The organism is Psychrobacter sp. SWN149, assembly GCF_015864565.1.
Classification (GTDB): domain Bacteria; phylum Pseudomonadota; class Gammaproteobacteria; order Pseudomonadales; family Moraxellaceae; genus Psychrobacter.
Map to the genome: position 1 here is coordinate 267,745 of NZ_JADYWX010000003.1, position 17,298 is coordinate 285,042.

General features: G+C 44.2%; 14 protein-coding genes. 1 reads left to right on the forward strand and 13 read right to left on the reverse strand.

Annotation, left to right across the window (positions count from 1 at the left end; translation table 11 throughout):
* Window positions 1–181: 181 nt before the first annotated feature.
* On the reverse strand, window positions 182–910 hold the full coding sequence (locus I6E86_RS06615; protein WP_194364695.1) for a CHAP domain-containing protein: 729 nt from the start codon (window positions 908–910) through the stop codon (window positions 182–184).
* Between the two features lie 249 nt (window positions 911–1,159).
* Here I6E86_RS06615 and I6E86_RS06620 point away from each other — a divergent pair, with 249 nt between their 5' ends.
* Window positions 1,160–1,666, forward strand: coding sequence for a hypothetical protein (locus I6E86_RS06620; protein WP_194364693.1), 507 nt, complete (start codon window positions 1,160–1,162; stop codon window positions 1,664–1,666).
* A 298-nt stretch (window positions 1,667–1,964) separates the two neighbouring features.
* Here I6E86_RS06620 and lpxC read toward each other — a convergent pair whose 3' ends face one another.
* The 12 genes from lpxC to I6E86_RS06680 all read right to left on the reverse strand — a co-directional run bounded on the left by lpxC (window position 1,965) and on the right by I6E86_RS06680 (window position 17,229).
* Window positions 1,965–2,882: a UDP-3-O-acyl-N-acetylglucosamine deacetylase gene (gene lpxC, locus I6E86_RS06625; protein WP_197176340.1), complete on the reverse strand. Its 918-nt coding sequence runs from the start codon at window positions 2,880–2,882 to the stop codon at window positions 1,965–1,967.
* 326 nt (window positions 2,883–3,208) lie between these two features.
* Window positions 3,209–4,408, reverse strand: a complete 1,200-nt coding sequence (ftsZ, locus tag I6E86_RS06630; protein WP_194364690.1) for a cell division protein FtsZ — start codon at window positions 4,406–4,408, stop codon at window positions 3,209–3,211.
* 267 nt (window positions 4,409–4,675) lie between these two features.
* The gene (gene ftsA, locus I6E86_RS06635) at window positions 4,676–5,968 is read right to left on the reverse strand and encodes a cell division protein FtsA (RefSeq protein WP_197176342.1); all 1,293 of its coding nucleotides are present in this window, start codon (window positions 5,966–5,968) and stop codon (window positions 4,676–4,678) included.
* 103 nt (window positions 5,969–6,071) lie between these two features.
* Complete coding sequence (locus tag I6E86_RS06640; RefSeq protein WP_197176344.1) at window positions 6,072–6,863, reverse strand: cell division protein FtsQ/DivIB; 792 nt, start codon at window positions 6,861–6,863, stop codon at window positions 6,072–6,074.
* A gap of 358 nt (window positions 6,864–7,221) precedes the next feature.
* Window positions 7,222–8,148 (reverse strand): D-alanine--D-alanine ligase, encoded by a 927-nt coding sequence (locus tag I6E86_RS06645; RefSeq protein WP_197176618.1) that lies wholly within the window; start codon window positions 8,146–8,148, stop codon window positions 7,222–7,224.
* A 110-nt stretch (window positions 8,149–8,258) separates the two neighbouring features.
* Complete coding sequence (gene murC, locus I6E86_RS06650) at window positions 8,259–9,698, reverse strand: UDP-N-acetylmuramate--L-alanine ligase (RefSeq protein WP_197176346.1); 1,440 nt, start codon at window positions 9,696–9,698, stop codon at window positions 8,259–8,261.
* An 84-nt stretch (window positions 9,699–9,782) separates the two neighbouring features.
* Window positions 9,783–10,868 (reverse strand): undecaprenyldiphospho-muramoylpentapeptide beta-N-acetylglucosaminyltransferase, encoded by a 1,086-nt coding sequence (gene murG / locus I6E86_RS06655; protein WP_197176348.1) that lies wholly within the window; start codon window positions 10,866–10,868, stop codon window positions 9,783–9,785.
* A 291-nt stretch (window positions 10,869–11,159) separates the two neighbouring features.
* Window positions 11,160–12,122, reverse strand: a complete 963-nt coding sequence (gene gshB, locus I6E86_RS06660; protein ID WP_197176350.1) for a glutathione synthase — start codon at window positions 12,120–12,122, stop codon at window positions 11,160–11,162.
* 69 nt (window positions 12,123–12,191) lie between these two features.
* Window positions 12,192–12,908 (reverse strand): orotate phosphoribosyltransferase, encoded by a 717-nt coding sequence (pyrE, locus tag I6E86_RS06665; protein ID WP_197176351.1) that lies wholly within the window; start codon window positions 12,906–12,908, stop codon window positions 12,192–12,194.
* A 77-nt stretch (window positions 12,909–12,985) separates the two neighbouring features.
* Window positions 12,986–14,008 (reverse strand): hypothetical protein, encoded by a 1,023-nt coding sequence (locus I6E86_RS06670; RefSeq protein ID WP_197176354.1) that lies wholly within the window; start codon window positions 14,006–14,008, stop codon window positions 12,986–12,988.
* A gap of 117 nt (window positions 14,009–14,125) precedes the next feature.
* Entirely contained in the window at window positions 14,126–14,974 is an 849-nt protein-coding gene (locus I6E86_RS06675) for an SDR family oxidoreductase (protein WP_197176356.1), read from the reverse strand.
* Between the two features lie 65 nt (window positions 14,975–15,039).
* On the reverse strand, window positions 15,040–17,229 hold the full coding sequence (locus I6E86_RS06680) for a DUF4105 domain-containing protein (protein WP_227680573.1): 2,190 nt from the start codon (window positions 17,227–17,229) through the stop codon (window positions 15,040–15,042).
* Window positions 17,230–17,298 lie beyond the last annotated feature (69 nt).

Below are 17,298 nucleotides of genomic sequence, written 5' to 3' on the forward strand. Positions count from 1 at the left end.
CCTTTAGCCTTTAGCCTTTAGCCTTTAGCCTTTAGCCTTTAGCCTTTAGCCTTTAGCCTTTAGCCTTTAGCCTTTAGCCTTTAGCCTGCGATATTTTAATCGAAAAAACCAGTAATGTTATAGATAACATTACTGGTTTTGGAGAATACTTATTATCGCTCAGGCAATATCTAACTGATATTTATTTGTCAGCCATTGCAAGGTAAATACCACGGTCTGATGCATCATCAACATACTGCGAATCGCGCCATGTCGTATAGCTATAATTGCCGCTATATGGGCTAATGCTGTTTTGACGGAAATCAGATACCCAGTCATTGCCATCAAAGATCTGAATGTGGCCGTGTGGACGACTTGAAGTGCGATTGTAGACCACGACATCACCGACTTGTGGCGACATGTCGTTACTGATCTTAGTAAAGCCTGCTTGAGCCAGCGTGCCACGAGAGGCGTACTGATAAGCTGAAGCATTAGGCGTAAATTCGTAACCTGCTGATTGTAGCGCTTTACGCACATAGCGAGCACAGTATCCAGAGCTTCTAGATAAGGCCACGCGTGACGCATTTGCTGCTGCAATCGCAGGAGCTGAGTTGCGATCAGGGACACGGCTGGCTTGCTGTTGACGCTGCTCATATGACAAACGACTGGTCAATGAAGCGAGCTTGTATTCTTTTTGCTGAGCATGAGCGCTTAGGTTGTCAATCGCTTGACTAATTTCATCGTTACTATAGACATGAGCGCCACTACTAGTGCTATAGATATTACGACTAGAACCGTAGTTCGCAGAAGTAGAGATATTTGTGATGGTATGACTCAAGGTATTATTTGGTTGAAAGGTTGTTTCAGCAGCACCACTCGTCTGTGCGATACCCATTCCCAAGACTGACAAAATTAATAAAGCTTGTTTCATAAATTTACTACCTATTGTTAATACAAGTCTGCTCGTCATCCGTGACGAAGCATCAATTAATTTAGAGGATATAATCAGCAAATAGACGTGATAAAATCCCTATTAGAACAGTTCGCTTTTTTTAAGTAGTGACCAATGCCAGTTTTACGGCCAGTCCAGTCAACTACTTCATGAATCAATTGCTATATATTGCGTTGAGCATATCTGCTGTGAGTATCGAGTTTGTCACCTATTAGATGAGTCATTACGATGTCAAAGAAACAGCCTAATCGGCTTGCCCAGCTTATAGACCATCAAGCTTTTGCTGGTAGCGCACTACCACAAACCCTTGCAACTAATATGCGGCTATATATAGAAGTAACCAATGAGATAAAAGAGCTATTAATAGACTGTCTACCTGAGGAAATCCTAGATACCTGCTGGGTTGTCGGCCTAACCTCTGAGCAACTAGTACTCAGTGTCGGCTCGATGACCGCTGCAAATCACATTCGCTATTTACAGAGTGCTTATCTACAGGTATTAACAGAGCAGTCGATTACATTTAAACAACTCAAACAAATCCGCGTCATTGTGGCCAAAACATCTGCTGATCGTAAGCTATCTCAGTCATCATCAGCAACTTCATCAAAGTCTTATAAAGCCAATGAAAATCAGACGCTTAGCCAAAACACAAAAAGGACTATATCACAGGCCGCAGAGCATGTCACCACTGATAAAAACCTCAAAAATGCGCTTTTGCGACTGATAAATGACTAAAAATCTCATCCCTTAAATGTAAAGTTGTGTAAGCATAGAAGTAAAATAACGGTGTCGACGCTGTATTTTTGTAATACCACAAACAAAAAAAATCATTCAATGGTTATATTCATAATCAGAATACGACCATTAAATGATATAAAAAACACTCTCAGCTTTTGTACACTCTATCCTACAGAAAAACCAACCATTAAATATCGAACGTATATTCAAAATATCAAATATTATATAAATGTAATTATGACCATTCTATGTAATATTGCGTAAATGTTTCGATACTTCGTGTGTGTTCCTGTATTTATCCTTCAACGACCATGCTATTCAATGGCAAATATTCGATAGGACACGTTACATTGTCATCAAAAGTTACAATTTCAAAGTTATCATCATCAGATAATATCTCACGCACCAGCAAATTGTTTAATGCATGACCAGACTTATAGGCATTAAAACGACCCAAAATCGGATAACCTATCAAATATAAATCCCCTAGAGCATCCAAAATCTTATGACGGACGAACTCATCGTTAAAACGTAATCCTTCTACATTTAAGATATTAACATCATCAATTACGATAGCATTGTCCATACTGCCACCCAACGCTAGATTGTTTTGACGTAATGCCTCTATGTCACGTAAAAACCCAAAAGTACGCGCAGTACTCAATTGCTCAATGAAGTTTTGAGTAGAAAACTGCAGCTGTGCATGTTGAAAGTTTTTGTCGATAGCAGGATGGTCAAAATCGATCTCAAAGTTTAATTCATATCCGTCGTAAGGACGCAGTTCTGCCCACTTGTCTTCTATTTTTACTCGTACTGGACGTATAATTTTAATGAATTTTTTGGCGGCTTCTTGCTCACAAAATCCTGCATCAAGTAACAGCGCCACAAAAGGAGCTGCACTACCATCCATAATAGGTATCTCTGATGCAGAGACTCGAACCAAAAGGTTATCCACACCAAGTCCAGCAATGGCACTGAGTAAATGCTCAACCGTGCCGACTCTCGTACCACCAAATACTAGGTTTGATGACATCATCGTATCTTGCACTAAAAAAGCACTCGCTGGGATTGGCTTACTACCTACAATATCAGAGCGCTCAAAAACAATACCTGTGTCAATCGGCTGCGGGTGAAACTCTAAATCCACAGGCTGACCACTATGGAGACCAGTACCCGTAACGGCTATTGCTGTTTTTATGGTTCTTTGGTTCATGGCTGTCTTCTCACATATTTTGTTACAATTGACACAGTGTACCATTACCTAGCCCTTATTCGCTATAGATAAAAATGGCTAATTTCCTTATCTCCTTGATTGATAACACTTATCGTACTTGACTCATCGGTTACTTTTGCGCTTATATGGCGTGTTTGACGGCTACTATCAGACCGAGTTGACCCATCATTTGTAACACTTTTATTCATACTTCTTTTACCTGAGTGCTTTTACATCGACAGAATACTTTACTGTCAAACACAAAAAAGCCAGCGATGGACGCTGGCTTTTTCTAAGAAGTACCTAAGCTCAAAACATATCGAAAATTATTTGTTTTGTTGACGCTTCAGGTAATCTTGAATACTGTTTGTTTTGGTCTGTGGCTTCTCTTGAGAAGCACTTGGACGTACCACATTGTCTTGCTGCATTTTCGCTTGTGACTGCTTTTGGCTATTTAATGCACTGGTATGTACATTAGGATCAACAGGCTGTGTGCTATTAACAGAAGGTACTGGCTGCTCTACCACTTCTGGCTCTTGTCCTGCATTTTCGTCTAACGTTAGACCCGTTGCAATAACGGTCACGTGCAAGTCTTCACCCATTTTTTCATCGATGACAGAACCATAGAAAATATGAGCGTCATCGATGTCAGTGATTTCTTCAACGATGGCGCTGATTTTGCTCATCTCGTCCAATGATAGTGACTCAGAAGAGATCACATTGACCAATAGACCTTTGGCATTCTCTAGACGCAAGTCATCGAGTAGTGGTGATCTGATGGCTTTTTCAGTGGCTTGACGCGCACGATCATCACCGCTGGCGCGACCAATACCCATCATCGCATGACCTTTAGCAGTCATAGCAGTACGGATATCGTTGAAATCGATATTGATCATACCTTCGCTAGCGATGGTCTCAGCAATACCTTGCACAGCATGCAATAGCACATCATCTGCCTTTTTAAAGGCATCTTGCATAGAGATATTGCCGTATACACTCATCAATTTATCATTTGGAATGGTGATAATTGAATCAACAAAGTTAGTTAGCTGCTCAATACCTGCTTTAGCCGCTTTGATACGCTTGCCGCCTTCGAACTTAAATGGTGTGGTCACAACAGCCACGGTCAGCACTTCCATCTCTTTAGCGATACGTGCTACAACAGGTGCAGCGCCCGTGCCTGTACCACCGCCCATTCCAGCGGTAATGAATACCATATCTGCATGCTCAAGCAATGCACGGATGGCTTCTTCTTCGCTTTCTGCTGCTTCACGGCCCACTTCTGGATTTGCACCTGCACCAAGGCCACGGTTCGTCTTTGCGCCAAGTTGCAGTTTATGAGGGGCAGTTAGACGATCAAGCGCTTGCTTATCTGTATTAGCACAGACAAACGTTACACCTCTAATACCTTGTTGTACCATATGTTCAACTGCATTACCGCCGCCGCCGCCAACACCGAATACAGTGAAGCTCGCTTGGCCGTTATTTTGAAGCTGATTATCATCTGGCATGGTGTATTTTGACATAAAAAAGATTCTCCAGTTGCAGATAGCGTGTAGGTCGATACGAAGTAACGCACTCATATGGCGCGCTATCGACATACTATATATAAATGTATTTAAATAAGACAGAGTATGGTGTAAATAGTCTAGCTAGACAGTAATATGTCTATCGCTTAGAGTGTTGCTATTATTACTTAAAATATGTTTTTTAACATCGCTCATTTTATATCCTTGAATAATTCGAAAATTATATGGGCAAATGGCATGTTTTGATTTTTTCAGCAAACAGCGCTACAGTATTTTTTTCAATACATTAGCAAAACGCTGTCCTGCACTTTGAAAAACACCCGTCATTCGATTTTTTTGAATCGCTTCAGGTTCACTTTTTTCGCTACGGCGAAACTGCTCGCTCTGACTATATAATAGTGTGCCAAAAGCCGTTTGATAATGACGACTATTTACTTGGCTATTGAGCTGCTTAAATGACTCATCGTTATCAAAATGGTTGTAAGCACTAATGGCTGGATGCGTGTTTGTCATTACCACTGGCATTTTGAGCAGTTTTTTAGCAAAAGGTACCATACCTTTAATGGTACTACCGCCACCCGTCAACACGATACCTTTGTCAATATAACCGATCAAACCTGCTTCGTGTAATTGACGAGCCACTTCAGTGAATATTTGCACATAACGAGCCTCGACAATACGGGCTAAGTTATAAATGCCAATATTCATCTCATCGCCTGATCCTTGCGGTTTGAACAAGAAAAACGAGCTTGGATCCACACTATTGACATCAGCGGTACCATGACTCTTTTTGAGCTTTTCAGCTTCAATCATGGAGATACCAAAATCAGCTGAAATATCCATCGTTACTTCATGGCTGCCAGTGGCAATACAATGGGTAAAGATGAGTTTGTTTTCTTTATACACACAAATGCTAGTGGTACTGGCACCAATGTCTACCAAGCAAACGCCTTGCTGACGCTCATCACTCATCAAGCTGTATTCGGCACTGGTGACCGCATCAAACACGATATGATCAATACCAACATCACAACTTTGTAGTAGTTTCTGAATGTTTTGGCGACTGGCCACGGGCATCATCATCATGTGATACATGACCGTAATGTTATGCGCCATCATCTCAATAACATCGTCAACCATATGCTCTTGGTCATCGACATAGATACCTTGCTGACAGCAATGCATCAAATAATAATCTGATGATAAATCTCGCGATTTGGCGTTGGCCAATGCTTGCACCATGTCTTTGGCACGAACGACGTCATCTTCTACCTTAACGTCCCCAGCGCTGTTTTTACTAGAAAGCTCAGGGGTTGCCAGCGTTAGCCAAACACTGTGTACACGGCAGTTAGCCATGTCTTCTGCTTCTTGGATAGCTTGTTTAATCGCACCCTGCAAGCGTTCACGATGCTTTATTCGGCCTTGATAAAAATCGCTGTTCTTTGCTTGTCCCACACCCAAAATGCGAATGTCTCTTGCAGAGACAACATTGCCAATGACGACGTAAACCGCCGTGGCACTTAAATGGACAACAACCAGATTTTCATTATTTTTCATGGTACCAGACAAATTATCGCGAAACAGGAGAGATCGTAACACTCCCCTATTCATTCATTAAAAAAAGCGTTATCAAAACGCTATGATGTTTTACATATATTCTTTATTTTGACTCATCAGCAGGTGCTGTTACGTTCCAAGCGATCGTAAAACCATTCTTGTAGCGCAAGTCTACAGACTGCATCTCATCTCGGCGGGTACTTAACTGATGACCAAGCAACTGACTGAGGTTCAATAGTTTTTGTGCCGTGTTCTCATTATCGACAATCACACGCAGCCCATTATCAAACCGTATCAACCATGTCATTCTAGGTGATAGGATAATATCATCAACCTGCATACCAAGAGGTGCGTACCAGTCATTGACTTGCTGCATTTGCTGCATAATAACGGGTGCTTGATTCATCTCACCTTGTAAGGTCGCAAAGCGCTGCTGCGTCAAATCTTGACTATCAACAGGGACGAATACTGAGCCTTTTGCATCAACCAAACGCTCTGTGCCAAAATTGGCAACAGCTTGTTTGGGCAATGCCGTCACAACAATACCGCGTTGCCAATCACGAGAGATGCTCACTTGGTCGACCCAAGCCAGACCCATCGTAATATCTCTTAGTGCCTGCAAATCAGAGGTAAAAAAGCTGCTTACCTGCTGCTGATCCATCACGTCTTGTAAGGCATGGTATTGACCAACGGACAAATCTTTATTACTAACATGGATCTCAGCAGGCGGTGCATCACGTAATGCTTTACCACCCATCACCAATATCAGCACCAATAATCCTAATACCAACACCATAAAGAGGTACTTGACAAAAGGCGGTAATTGGATTTTAGATTTTGGGCGACCAGCTGTATCACTCATCAAGTCAGTTACCTCGTTGACAGTTTGAGCCATAACGACCTGTGTCCCTATATTTGCATAAAACTGATCATGCTATTTATTGATGTCTCTCTGCATATGTTTTGCAGATGCTTGGTAATTCGCTATATTATCAAAGTCTGTCAAGAAAACTATGTATATGCAGCGATTCGTCTCATTTAAACGTAACATTTTTCTTAATTTATGAATCACTTATCATGAATATTCATAAAAAAACATAAATATTACTGAAACAGACCTATTATTACAATATTAACGTATTTTATGATTAAACAATAGCCTAACACCTACTAGGAGCAAGGAATTTACACAAGTTTACATGAAGTTGTGCTATAGCAGCTCTAGTGATACATTCAATAGCCTTAATAGCGGGCTACAACGTCTGTGCTAGTATGTGCCAGCACAATGAATCAAAGTCCATTCCTTTCGCTTTTGCGGCCATCGGTACCAAACTATGACTGGTCATACCTGGTACGGTATTGATTTCAAGCAACCAAAAATTGCCTGCTTCATCTTGCATGGCATCGATACGGCCCCAGCCTTTTGCATCGACGGCACGAAAGGCTGCCAGACTCAATTCTTGTAGATGCGTCTCTTCAGCAGCACTCAATCCACAAGGAATATAGTAGCTGGTATCATTACGATTATACTTGGCCTCAAAATCATAGAAGTTGGTAATATCAGCAGGCTCAAGGCGAATGATAGGATAGGCTTCGTCGTCAATGATGACAATCGTAAACTCACGGCCAGTAATCCAGCGCTCAGCCATCACTGCATCACCGCACTCTACAGCAGTAGCATAGGCTGCTGGCAATTCATCAAGCGTATTGACCTTGGTCATACCAATGCTTGAGCCTTCATGAACGGGCTTAATAATCAGCGGCAATCCTAATGTATTCACGACTTGCTGCCAATCGGTCTCAGCGGTCAATAATGAAAATGGTGCGGTGGCCAAGCCGCAACCTTGCCATAGCTGCTTGGTGCGTACTTTATCCATACCCAGCGCCGATGCCAAAATACCTGAGCCTGTTTGCGGGATATCAAACCACTGCAGCACACCTTGTAATAAACCGTCTTCGCCGCCGCGACCATGCAAGACATTAAACACGCGATCATACTCACGTAGCTCAGTAATATCTTGGTGCTTTGGGTCAAAATGTGTGGCATCGACGCCTTGATTTTGTAGCGCTTGCAACACAGCAGCACCACTGTCTAGAGAGACACTACGCTCATTGCTGGTGCCGCCATAGATAACCGCTACTTTACCAAACTGACTGGCATCTTTTGTGTGAGTAGTCATGGTGTCTACAGACACATCACTAACAGCAGCATCCTGAGTGCTTATGTTGTCTTTATTATTGGTCGTCATGAAGATAATCCCTGAGTTTTGGCTTATTTAGTATTGTTATTTTACTTAATATAAAGGTTATTGGCAGCCAAATCGACCGCGATCTGTCCCACATTACCAGCGCCTTGGGTAATCAACATATCATTGGCTTTCAATAAACGCTGCATGACAGGTGCAAGATTGTCTTTGTCAATAATGGTCGGTTCAACTTCACCGCGCAAACGAATACTGCGGGCTAGCGACTTGGTATCAGCCCCAGTGATTGGACTCTCACCTGCTGAATATACATCCAATAGTAGTAGCTCATCAACGCTTGATAGCACCTCCACAAAATCATCATAGCAATCACGGGTACGGCTATAACGATGCGGCTGGAATAACATCACTAAGCGGCGATCTGGAAAGCTCTGACGAGCAGCTTTGATGGTTGCATCGACTTCTTTTGGATGATGACCGTAATCGTCAATCAATAAGACATTGCCATCATCGATATCGACCGAGGCATGCTGCTCAAAACGACGACCCACGCCTTCAAATTTCTGTAGGGCACGTACGATCGCGGCATCATCTACGCCTTCATCGGTCGCCATCGTAATAGCAGCTAGTGCATTATAGACATTGTGCGTACCAGGAATGTTCAACGTCAGACGTAACGGCTCACGGTCACGGCGCAATACCGTAAAGTGGGTTTTAGTCCCTTCGGTGACCAAATCAATGGCTTGTACGTCGTTAAAAGGCTCAAGACCAAAGGTCAATACAGGACGACCAATATCATCAATCATCGCATACAGTTCAGGATCATCACCGCAGACCACTGCTAGACCATAAAACGGCATGTTTTGTAGAAACTGAATGTAGGCCGCTTTTAATTTGTCAAAACTGTTTTCATAGGTTTCCATATGGTCTTGATCGATATTGGTCACAATCGCGGCCATTGGATGCAAGGATAAAAACGACGCGTCAGACTCATCGGCTTCTGCTACCAAGAAACGGCTGCTGCCGAGTGCCGCGTTTTTACCCGACGCATTTAGCTTACCGCCGATCACATACGTTGGATCTAATTGTCCTTCGGCCATCATCGTGGTGAGCAAACTGGTCGTGGTCGTCTTGCCATGCGCACCCGCAACCGCAATACCATGACGATAGCGCATCAATTCACCAAGCATATCGGCACGGCGTACCACTGGCAGGCGAGCTTCAAGCGCCGCTTTAACTTCAGGGTTACTGCGATCAATCGCTGAGGATACAACGATAACATCAGCATTGGCGATGTTTTTAGAGTCATGACCGATCGATATCTCGATGCCAATCTGCTGTAGACGCTTAGTGACCAGACTTTCTGCGATGTCAGAACCGCTGACTTGATAGCCTTGATTGTTCATCACTTCCGCAATACCGCACATGCCTGAACCGCCAATACCAACAAAATGCAAATGCTGAATACGGCGCATCTCTGGTATTTCAATTAAACGCTTAGGTAGAGCTTTTGCAGAATTAGGCATAAGAATTTCTCTTTATTAGAGGTCAATAAAATTAAAAGACAGTAAAATTTGATGAATAAAAACGAGCGGTAGTAACCGTGCAGACTACAATGCCTGCCAAACAATATCAGCAACTTGCTTAGTCGCACTACGGTTGGCAAGGGCGTGGCCTTTTTTAGCCATCGCTAGGCACTTCTCTCGATCAAGCACCTTAAGCTCATCACTTAAACGCTGGGCTGTCAGCTCAGACTGCGGTAACAATATGGCGGCATCATGTGACGTCAATGTACGTGCATTAGCCGTTTGATGGTCATCAACCGCATGCGGTAGCGGTACAAAAATAGCAGCTATTCCGACATTTTGAATTTCGGTCACTGTCAATGCACCTGCGCGGCAAACGATGATATCTGCCCAATTATAAGCTGCCGCCATATCATTAATAAACGGCTGTACGGTGAACTGATGCTTATCTAATGTCTGTTCGCCATAAGCCGCTTGGGTCGCGACTTCATTATTGCGGCCACACTGGTGCATGACTTCAAATGGCTGATCGAGTAAGGCCAATGCTTTTGGCACGGTGTCATTTAACACTTGAGCGCCAAGTGAGCCGCCCACTACTAGTAGCTTCAGCGGTGAGCTATCATTCATATCGTAGCGTACCATTGGCGCTGCGACACCAGTGATAGCATTACGCACAGGATTACCCACGGTCTCAAGCTTGGCATCTTGCGCGCTATTGGCAAAAGTATTCTCGAATGCCTGTAGTGTCTTGGTAGAGAGCTTGGACAAATAGCGGTTGCTCATACCAGCGATGGCGTTTTGTTCATGGATAATCAATGGTGTATTGGTCAGACGGGCAGCGATACCACCAGGCGCAGACACATAGCCACCGAACCCGACGACCACATCAATCTGATTGCTACGAATCACCTTTACGGCAGCCATCGTCGCTGATAGCAAAGTCACAGGCAGCTTCAATAATCGCCCTACCCCTTTACCACGCAGCCCCTGCATATTAATAGCATGAAAAGAATAGCCAGTCGGCTCAACCAGACCGTTCTCCATACCATTTGGCGTTCCCAACCAATGGATGACCGCACCGCGCTGGGTCAGCTCGTCGCTCACGGCAAGCGCTGGAAAAACATGCCCGCCCGTACCAGCTGCCATCATCAATATATGCGGTGTTTTCATGAACGCCTGCCTATCTTTTATTTTATTGGTATGAAAGGTTTATCCTACCGCTATGATGCCACTGATGAAAAATAATGACACGGCAAAAGTCCGCATAGTATAGAGTAAATCATTGTCTTATATACAGTACTTTATGCAGCGAAAGACACAAATTTCCAAGCCGTACTTGATCTCAAATTGGTTACGACTTGGTCTTGTGCGGCACTGATGGTACATAAAACAGTGCCATGGTTAACGATATCTTAAAACAGCTGGTTCACCTCGTCAAAATACGGATAAACATAGCCATCTTTATGCCGAAAATTTGAACTCAATTGCGATGATAAAATCTGTCGCGATATCTGTACCACATTGATCATCAATCTCACGTACACAAGTCGGACTGGTGACGTTGATCTCAGTGATGCGGCCACCGATTAAATCTAAACCTACGAACATGAGGCCTTTTTCTTTGACGATCGGTGCCACTACTTCTGCTACTTGACGCTCAATGTCAGTCAATGCCATGGCGACGCCGCTACCGCCGGCCGCTAGATTACCACGGGTCTCACCTTTGGTTGGAATACGGGCCAAGCTATAATCTACCACGGTGCCATCAACGATTAACACACGCTTATCGCCTTCTTTAATCTCTGGTAGGTAACGCTGCGCCATGATTGGCAAAGTCTCAAGCTCAGTTAATACTTCTAGTGTCACCCCAATATTTGGGCTATCAGTGGTCAAACGAAAGATACCAGTACCGCCCATACCGTCTAATGGCTTGACGATCACGTCTTGTTGCTCAGCGATAAACTGACGGATATGTGCCTGTTTGCTAGTCACAATCGTTGGGCTCATATAATCACTGAACCATGTCGCAAATAATTTTTCATTACAGTCACGGATCGCTTGTGGGTCATTGACCACTAGTACGCCTGCCGCCTTTGCATGGTCAAGCATATAAGTGGCATAAATAAAGCGCATATCAAAAGGAGGATCTTTACGCATTAAAATCACGTCATAATCACTGACTGAACCAGTGACTTTATCACCCAAGGTATAAAAATCTGCTGGATCACGCTTAACCGTGAGCGGCTGAGTATCAACCATCAACTGACCACGGTTTAACCATAAGTCATGAATCTGACAATAGCCAAGCTGATGCCCACGATCTTGAGCAGCCCACATCATAGCGAGGCTAGTGTCTTTTTTATAATTGACGCGCTCGATGGGGTCCATGATAACAAGTATTTTTAACGATTTTTCTTGGCTCATAATAAAGCTCACTTATGTTATTTTATTAATATAAAACAGATTCAAGCGGTATGAAAATTTAGTGCGCAACTATACGCCATATTGTTCACGGTAATGCTGCATCTTGGCTAGCTGAGTCGCATCTTTATACTGGCTATCTTGCTCTGCCAAATAGCTGATCAAATCATCGATATCGACCAGAGCACGTACAGGTACTTGTAGTGTCGACGCCAGCTCTTGGATAGCAGAGTGCTCTGCTTGGCCTTTTTCTTTGCGATCAAGCGCCACGATAATACCTGCCACACTGGCACCTGCTTGCTCTAAAATCTCCACCACTTCACGCATGGCTGTACCAGCGGTAATGACATCATCTAGCACCCACACTGCCTTGCCACTCACATCAGCACCGACCAAATTGCCGCCTTCACCATGGGTTTTGGCTTCTTTGCGGTTATAACCCCATTGGGCATTGATACCATGATGATGCCATAACGCCTGCGCCGTCGCTGCCACAAATGGAATACCTTTATAAGCGGCACCAAATATGACCAGCTCTTGCTGATCAGCGCCATCATTTGCGGCTGCCATTTGTTCAGCCATCTGTTCAGCTAAAGCATCTGCATAACCGCGCGCGAGCAACGATAGCATTTCACCTGTCGCAAGCAGCCCTGCATTAAAAAAGTACGGACTGATTCGACCAGATTTTAGGACGAATTCGCCAAATTTAAGCACTTGATTGTCTAAGGCCAGTTGAATGAACTGATGAGATGAAAATGATGAATCTTGAGCGCGTTGTACTTGAGACATGATGGCATTCCTATCGGCAAAAGGAGGGGCAGAAAATTTGCGTTATTGTACGTATTATTGATCCACTTGACCAATCATTAACTCAACCAGCCATTGATATCGTACTCTTGCATATTGGCATAGCGAGTCAATAAACCACTGCGTGATGAGAGATTAAAATAGCTCTGACCATCTTCTCGCTGCTGCACTTGCCAGCCCAAATGATATGCCGCCACGATGACATGGCCACTGAATATGCGCATTTGACGATAGGCATGCCGCTGACTCGGCTCACGAACAATCTGACTGAGCAAATAACTGCGGATATGTTGACAGATTTGGGTGGCACTATAACTATGATTGATACTTTTGCGAGTGCTGCATTGTTTTAGCGCATGGACAGCCACACTACAAGCCAGAATATCCGTCGCCAAACTGCCCTCACCAGTCTCAAATTGCTGCGGTTGTAATGTCACTTGCCAGTCATCAGCGTAGACACTGCTGAGTAGTTCGTCAGGATTATAACGCTTGGTCAATACTTGCAAAGACGCTGCCGATTCATTTGCACTTTTATGCGCAGCCTTATCATTTCTAGGCTCGATAGCAGCTGGATGATCAATCGCCTCAAATCCATAACGGCTCAGTTGTGGATAGGCACGAATGGCTTGCTGAATGTCCGACATATCTAACAATATCATATCCGCTAAAGGAGACAATAAGGGCGGCTCACTATGCGTCTGATAAAAGCTATCGGGTAGTTCAATTAACTGTGCAGCGCTGAGAAGTGACAAGTGCTCACCCAAAGTATCTGATGCCATCAGTGACCATTTCGACGAGCTGGCTTCAGTAGGCTGATAAAAGCGCGAGGAGTGACCATAAAGTCGCTGTAATTGGCCATTTAAGCGCCGAGCAGGCTCTGGAATATCACTCAATGACCGTGCAGGGTCAAGGGGTGACTGCATTGGATCAAAATTAGGATGTACAATCGCAGGCTGTTGACTGACGGGCAAGGCAGAGGATTGCTCAGCCTTATCTCTGCCCTGAACTTCTGCATTGTCATCGCCTTCTGCTACCTGCTTGGTATTAGATAGGTGGTCATCAGAAGTTGAAGGCTGAGTCATGAAATCTCCAGAAGCGGTTACTATAAAACATAAAACGAATGAGAGCGATAAAACCAAACAGCCATCTTGCTGTTAATGATTCTAAGCCTGAGAAGCCACGGCTTAATGACCCGGATTTTAATGACCCGAAGCCTGATAATCCAAAATATCACGGTAACCTACTTGCCAATCAGCATAATCAAGCCAAGCTAACGGAATATTGCTGTGTAAGCGTTTTCCTGTCACTGAGGTTTTTTTATCATCAATAGCTGGCGGTGCTTCACCTACTTGCTCACTGAGCCAAACACCAAGCTCAAGCGTGGTAACCGGTCTATAATCTGTCGCAATATAAAGAGACTTGGGTGTCTCTGTGGTCAGAACATTGGCAATAATCGTCACTAAGTCACGATCCATAATACGATTGCTCCAGTGGCTAGCTGCCACTGGTTCTTTTTGTGGCTCGCGGGCTTTGCGTAATTGCATCAGACGCTCGCGCCCATAAATGCCGCTCGGACGAATGATAATGGCTTTTTTGCCAAAGCCTTGTTGCAATGCTTGTTCTGCTTGTAATATGACCTTTGACGCAGCGCGTGCAGGTGTCACAGGTGCAGCATGCTCATCAATCCACTCACCATTGTCCTGACCGTAAACACCAGTAGAAGAAATGAATACCACACGCTCAAGTTTGGTGAGCTGTGGAGCAAGCGTTGCCAAATGCTGGCTAATGGCTAGATAACTGTTGTGATAACCGCTGGTCGAATACTCATCAGGCGTCACGATAATGGCAATATGAGTAAACGGTTGCAGCTGCTCTGCTGTCAAAGTTAACGCATCCGCTTGTAGGAAGTTAGCGTCGTTTACTAAATCATACTGATGGCGCTCACTACGAGCAAGTCCCGTCACATCATAACCTTCAGAGGCCAGCTTATTGGTGAGTGGCAGGCCGATATCCCCTTGGCCAATAATCAGTAAATTTTGCATACTCATAAAGCTCTTTCCTTTAATACAATTACTACAACGCCAAAAAATAACCAAATCTATAAATGATGTGCTTAAAAATAACGCCTGTATGACAGCTGTATGTCATCGTTGGTATCAACGCGCTCTTGCCAGTCATAGTTGGCATTGATACGTAGTGCTTGTTTTTTATCGATATCGTATTGCAGACCTAGCGTCGATATCGGTTGCCAATAGTGACCACGGACGTTCGACTCATCGCTGCTGCCATGATACCAATATGGCAGTTGCAATTCAGCCTGCGCGCGTAACTGATTGTTAATCTGATAACGACAGCCTGCATTGACACCTGCACCAACACGAAAGCCTTTATTGATACCGCGACCCGCTTGAGTCGTGCCTGCCAAAAAGGTATAGCAAAGTTGTGGTGGCATCTCACCCGTACCTGCATTAGGGGTTCCAAATGCCCATGACCAACCCGTCTCATAACCTACGCTACCCACTAAATGGTCTGTGCCGTCTTTTTGCGAACCATCATTGACACGCGTCGCTTCGATACTTGCGCCCCACGTTTTGCCTTTTTTGGCAGAGTTGACAGGGTTGAAAGAGCGACCACGAATCACAGTGAGGTTCTGTAATACTACGCTGTCTGGTTGATTGGGCTTATTATCATCTGTGTCATACAGACGCAGGGTCGCAGCCAAACCTTCTAGGTTAAAAAACTGCGGATATCCTGAAGCGTGGTCAAGCGTATCATGAAACCCTGCTCTTACCCCAATATCTATATAGTCATTATCACCGCGCTGCCCTATACCTATAGTCCCTAGCTGTAGTGGGTGCCTGTCTGTTGGATTATTATCCGATACGTTTATTTGACGCTTAAGTAATGTCTGGCTATCGGCTGACAGGCTAGATATAGGATTGAGCTGTGCAGACTTTATCTCGCTAACGGTCTGCTTGGCGCTATTGTGATAACCCAACTGCTGACGCTGTTGCTTAATCTCATTCAGCTGAGCTTGACGTAACGTGTTATCGGCAGGGGTATAAGCAGTACTTGCCAAAAGGTTTTTACTGCTTAATAGCTGAATCACATCAGAGGGGATGACGGCATAAGGTAATTTGCTTAATAAACTTTGCTGCGGACGAACAACATCGATAAGTCGTAGAATCTCAGAGGCACAATTGTCCGTGGTGAAGTAATACGGCATTTTGAGCGACTTAGTCTCCCAAACATGTCGCATAATCTGCTGCACCTCACTTGGGGTCAGATTCAATCGATATGTCCACGTGTCACGCTCGTCATCTTGTAGATACTTTGCCAGCTTTTCTGGATAAGGATCAATCTCAATAAGACTGCCGTAAGCACCAATCATTGATTTGACGGAGTATATCGGAAAGCTATCGTCTGGATCGCCGTCTACCGTATAATTGAGTGCATGAGCGTGCTGGATTCGGCTAGGGTCAGCCACACTTTCTTTTGAATCGATACGCAGCAGAGTATGAGCGAACGCTGAGAGCGGATTGTCCAAATACTCTTGAGCAAATACAATAGATAGCTGCTCAGGTGCCAATGTCGACATCCATTCGTCGAGCTTTGGGCACTCAGTTGATAGACTTACATCACCGATGTTTAACTGCTGGGTTAACCATGCAGCACGTGCTGGAAAACGGCATAGTACAGAGTCGTTACTGTTCGGGTGGGCATCAAGCTGTTGGTTGTTGGTAGTCGGCGGTAGTGTCAGCTCTTTTGCGAGCGCTACTAGCATGGCATCGAGCTCTGCACCTGAATCGTACTGGCCGTTCTCACTCAAAAAGAAGCGTGAATCATCGACCAAACTCTCCGTTTTCTTTTTACCAAATACATTATTTTTATCATCGTAAAAATATAATAAGCGCCGCCACGTTGTATGCTTTGCTAGATTGTCTGCACTCACCTGCTTGCGCCATTTTAACAGCAACTTATCTTTAGTGATGCTTGACGCTACCGCAGGACTGTCTTGAGTATTTTGTTCCGTGCTATGACTATTATTTGACTCAGATAACGCAACTGAATCAAAATCAGCAGGTGATAGGTCGGTTGATGATTCAGACGATAGTGATTCCGCGAGCGATGTAGATGGCGATGCAGATGAGGTGTCAGGCTCAATGACTGAGAGTGGCGTCGGTAAGAATGCATAAGCCGGTACAGAGAATAGCAATCCGGCAACAGCCACTGACAAACATGCTCGTGGGCCGATTTTTGCTAAGGTAGCATCTATAGATATAGACGTCAGTTTCATAGACATGAGGTAAAATCTCGCACGTTATTATTCATACGCTATCAGCGCTATCAAGGTCTGCTGAATCAAAAAATC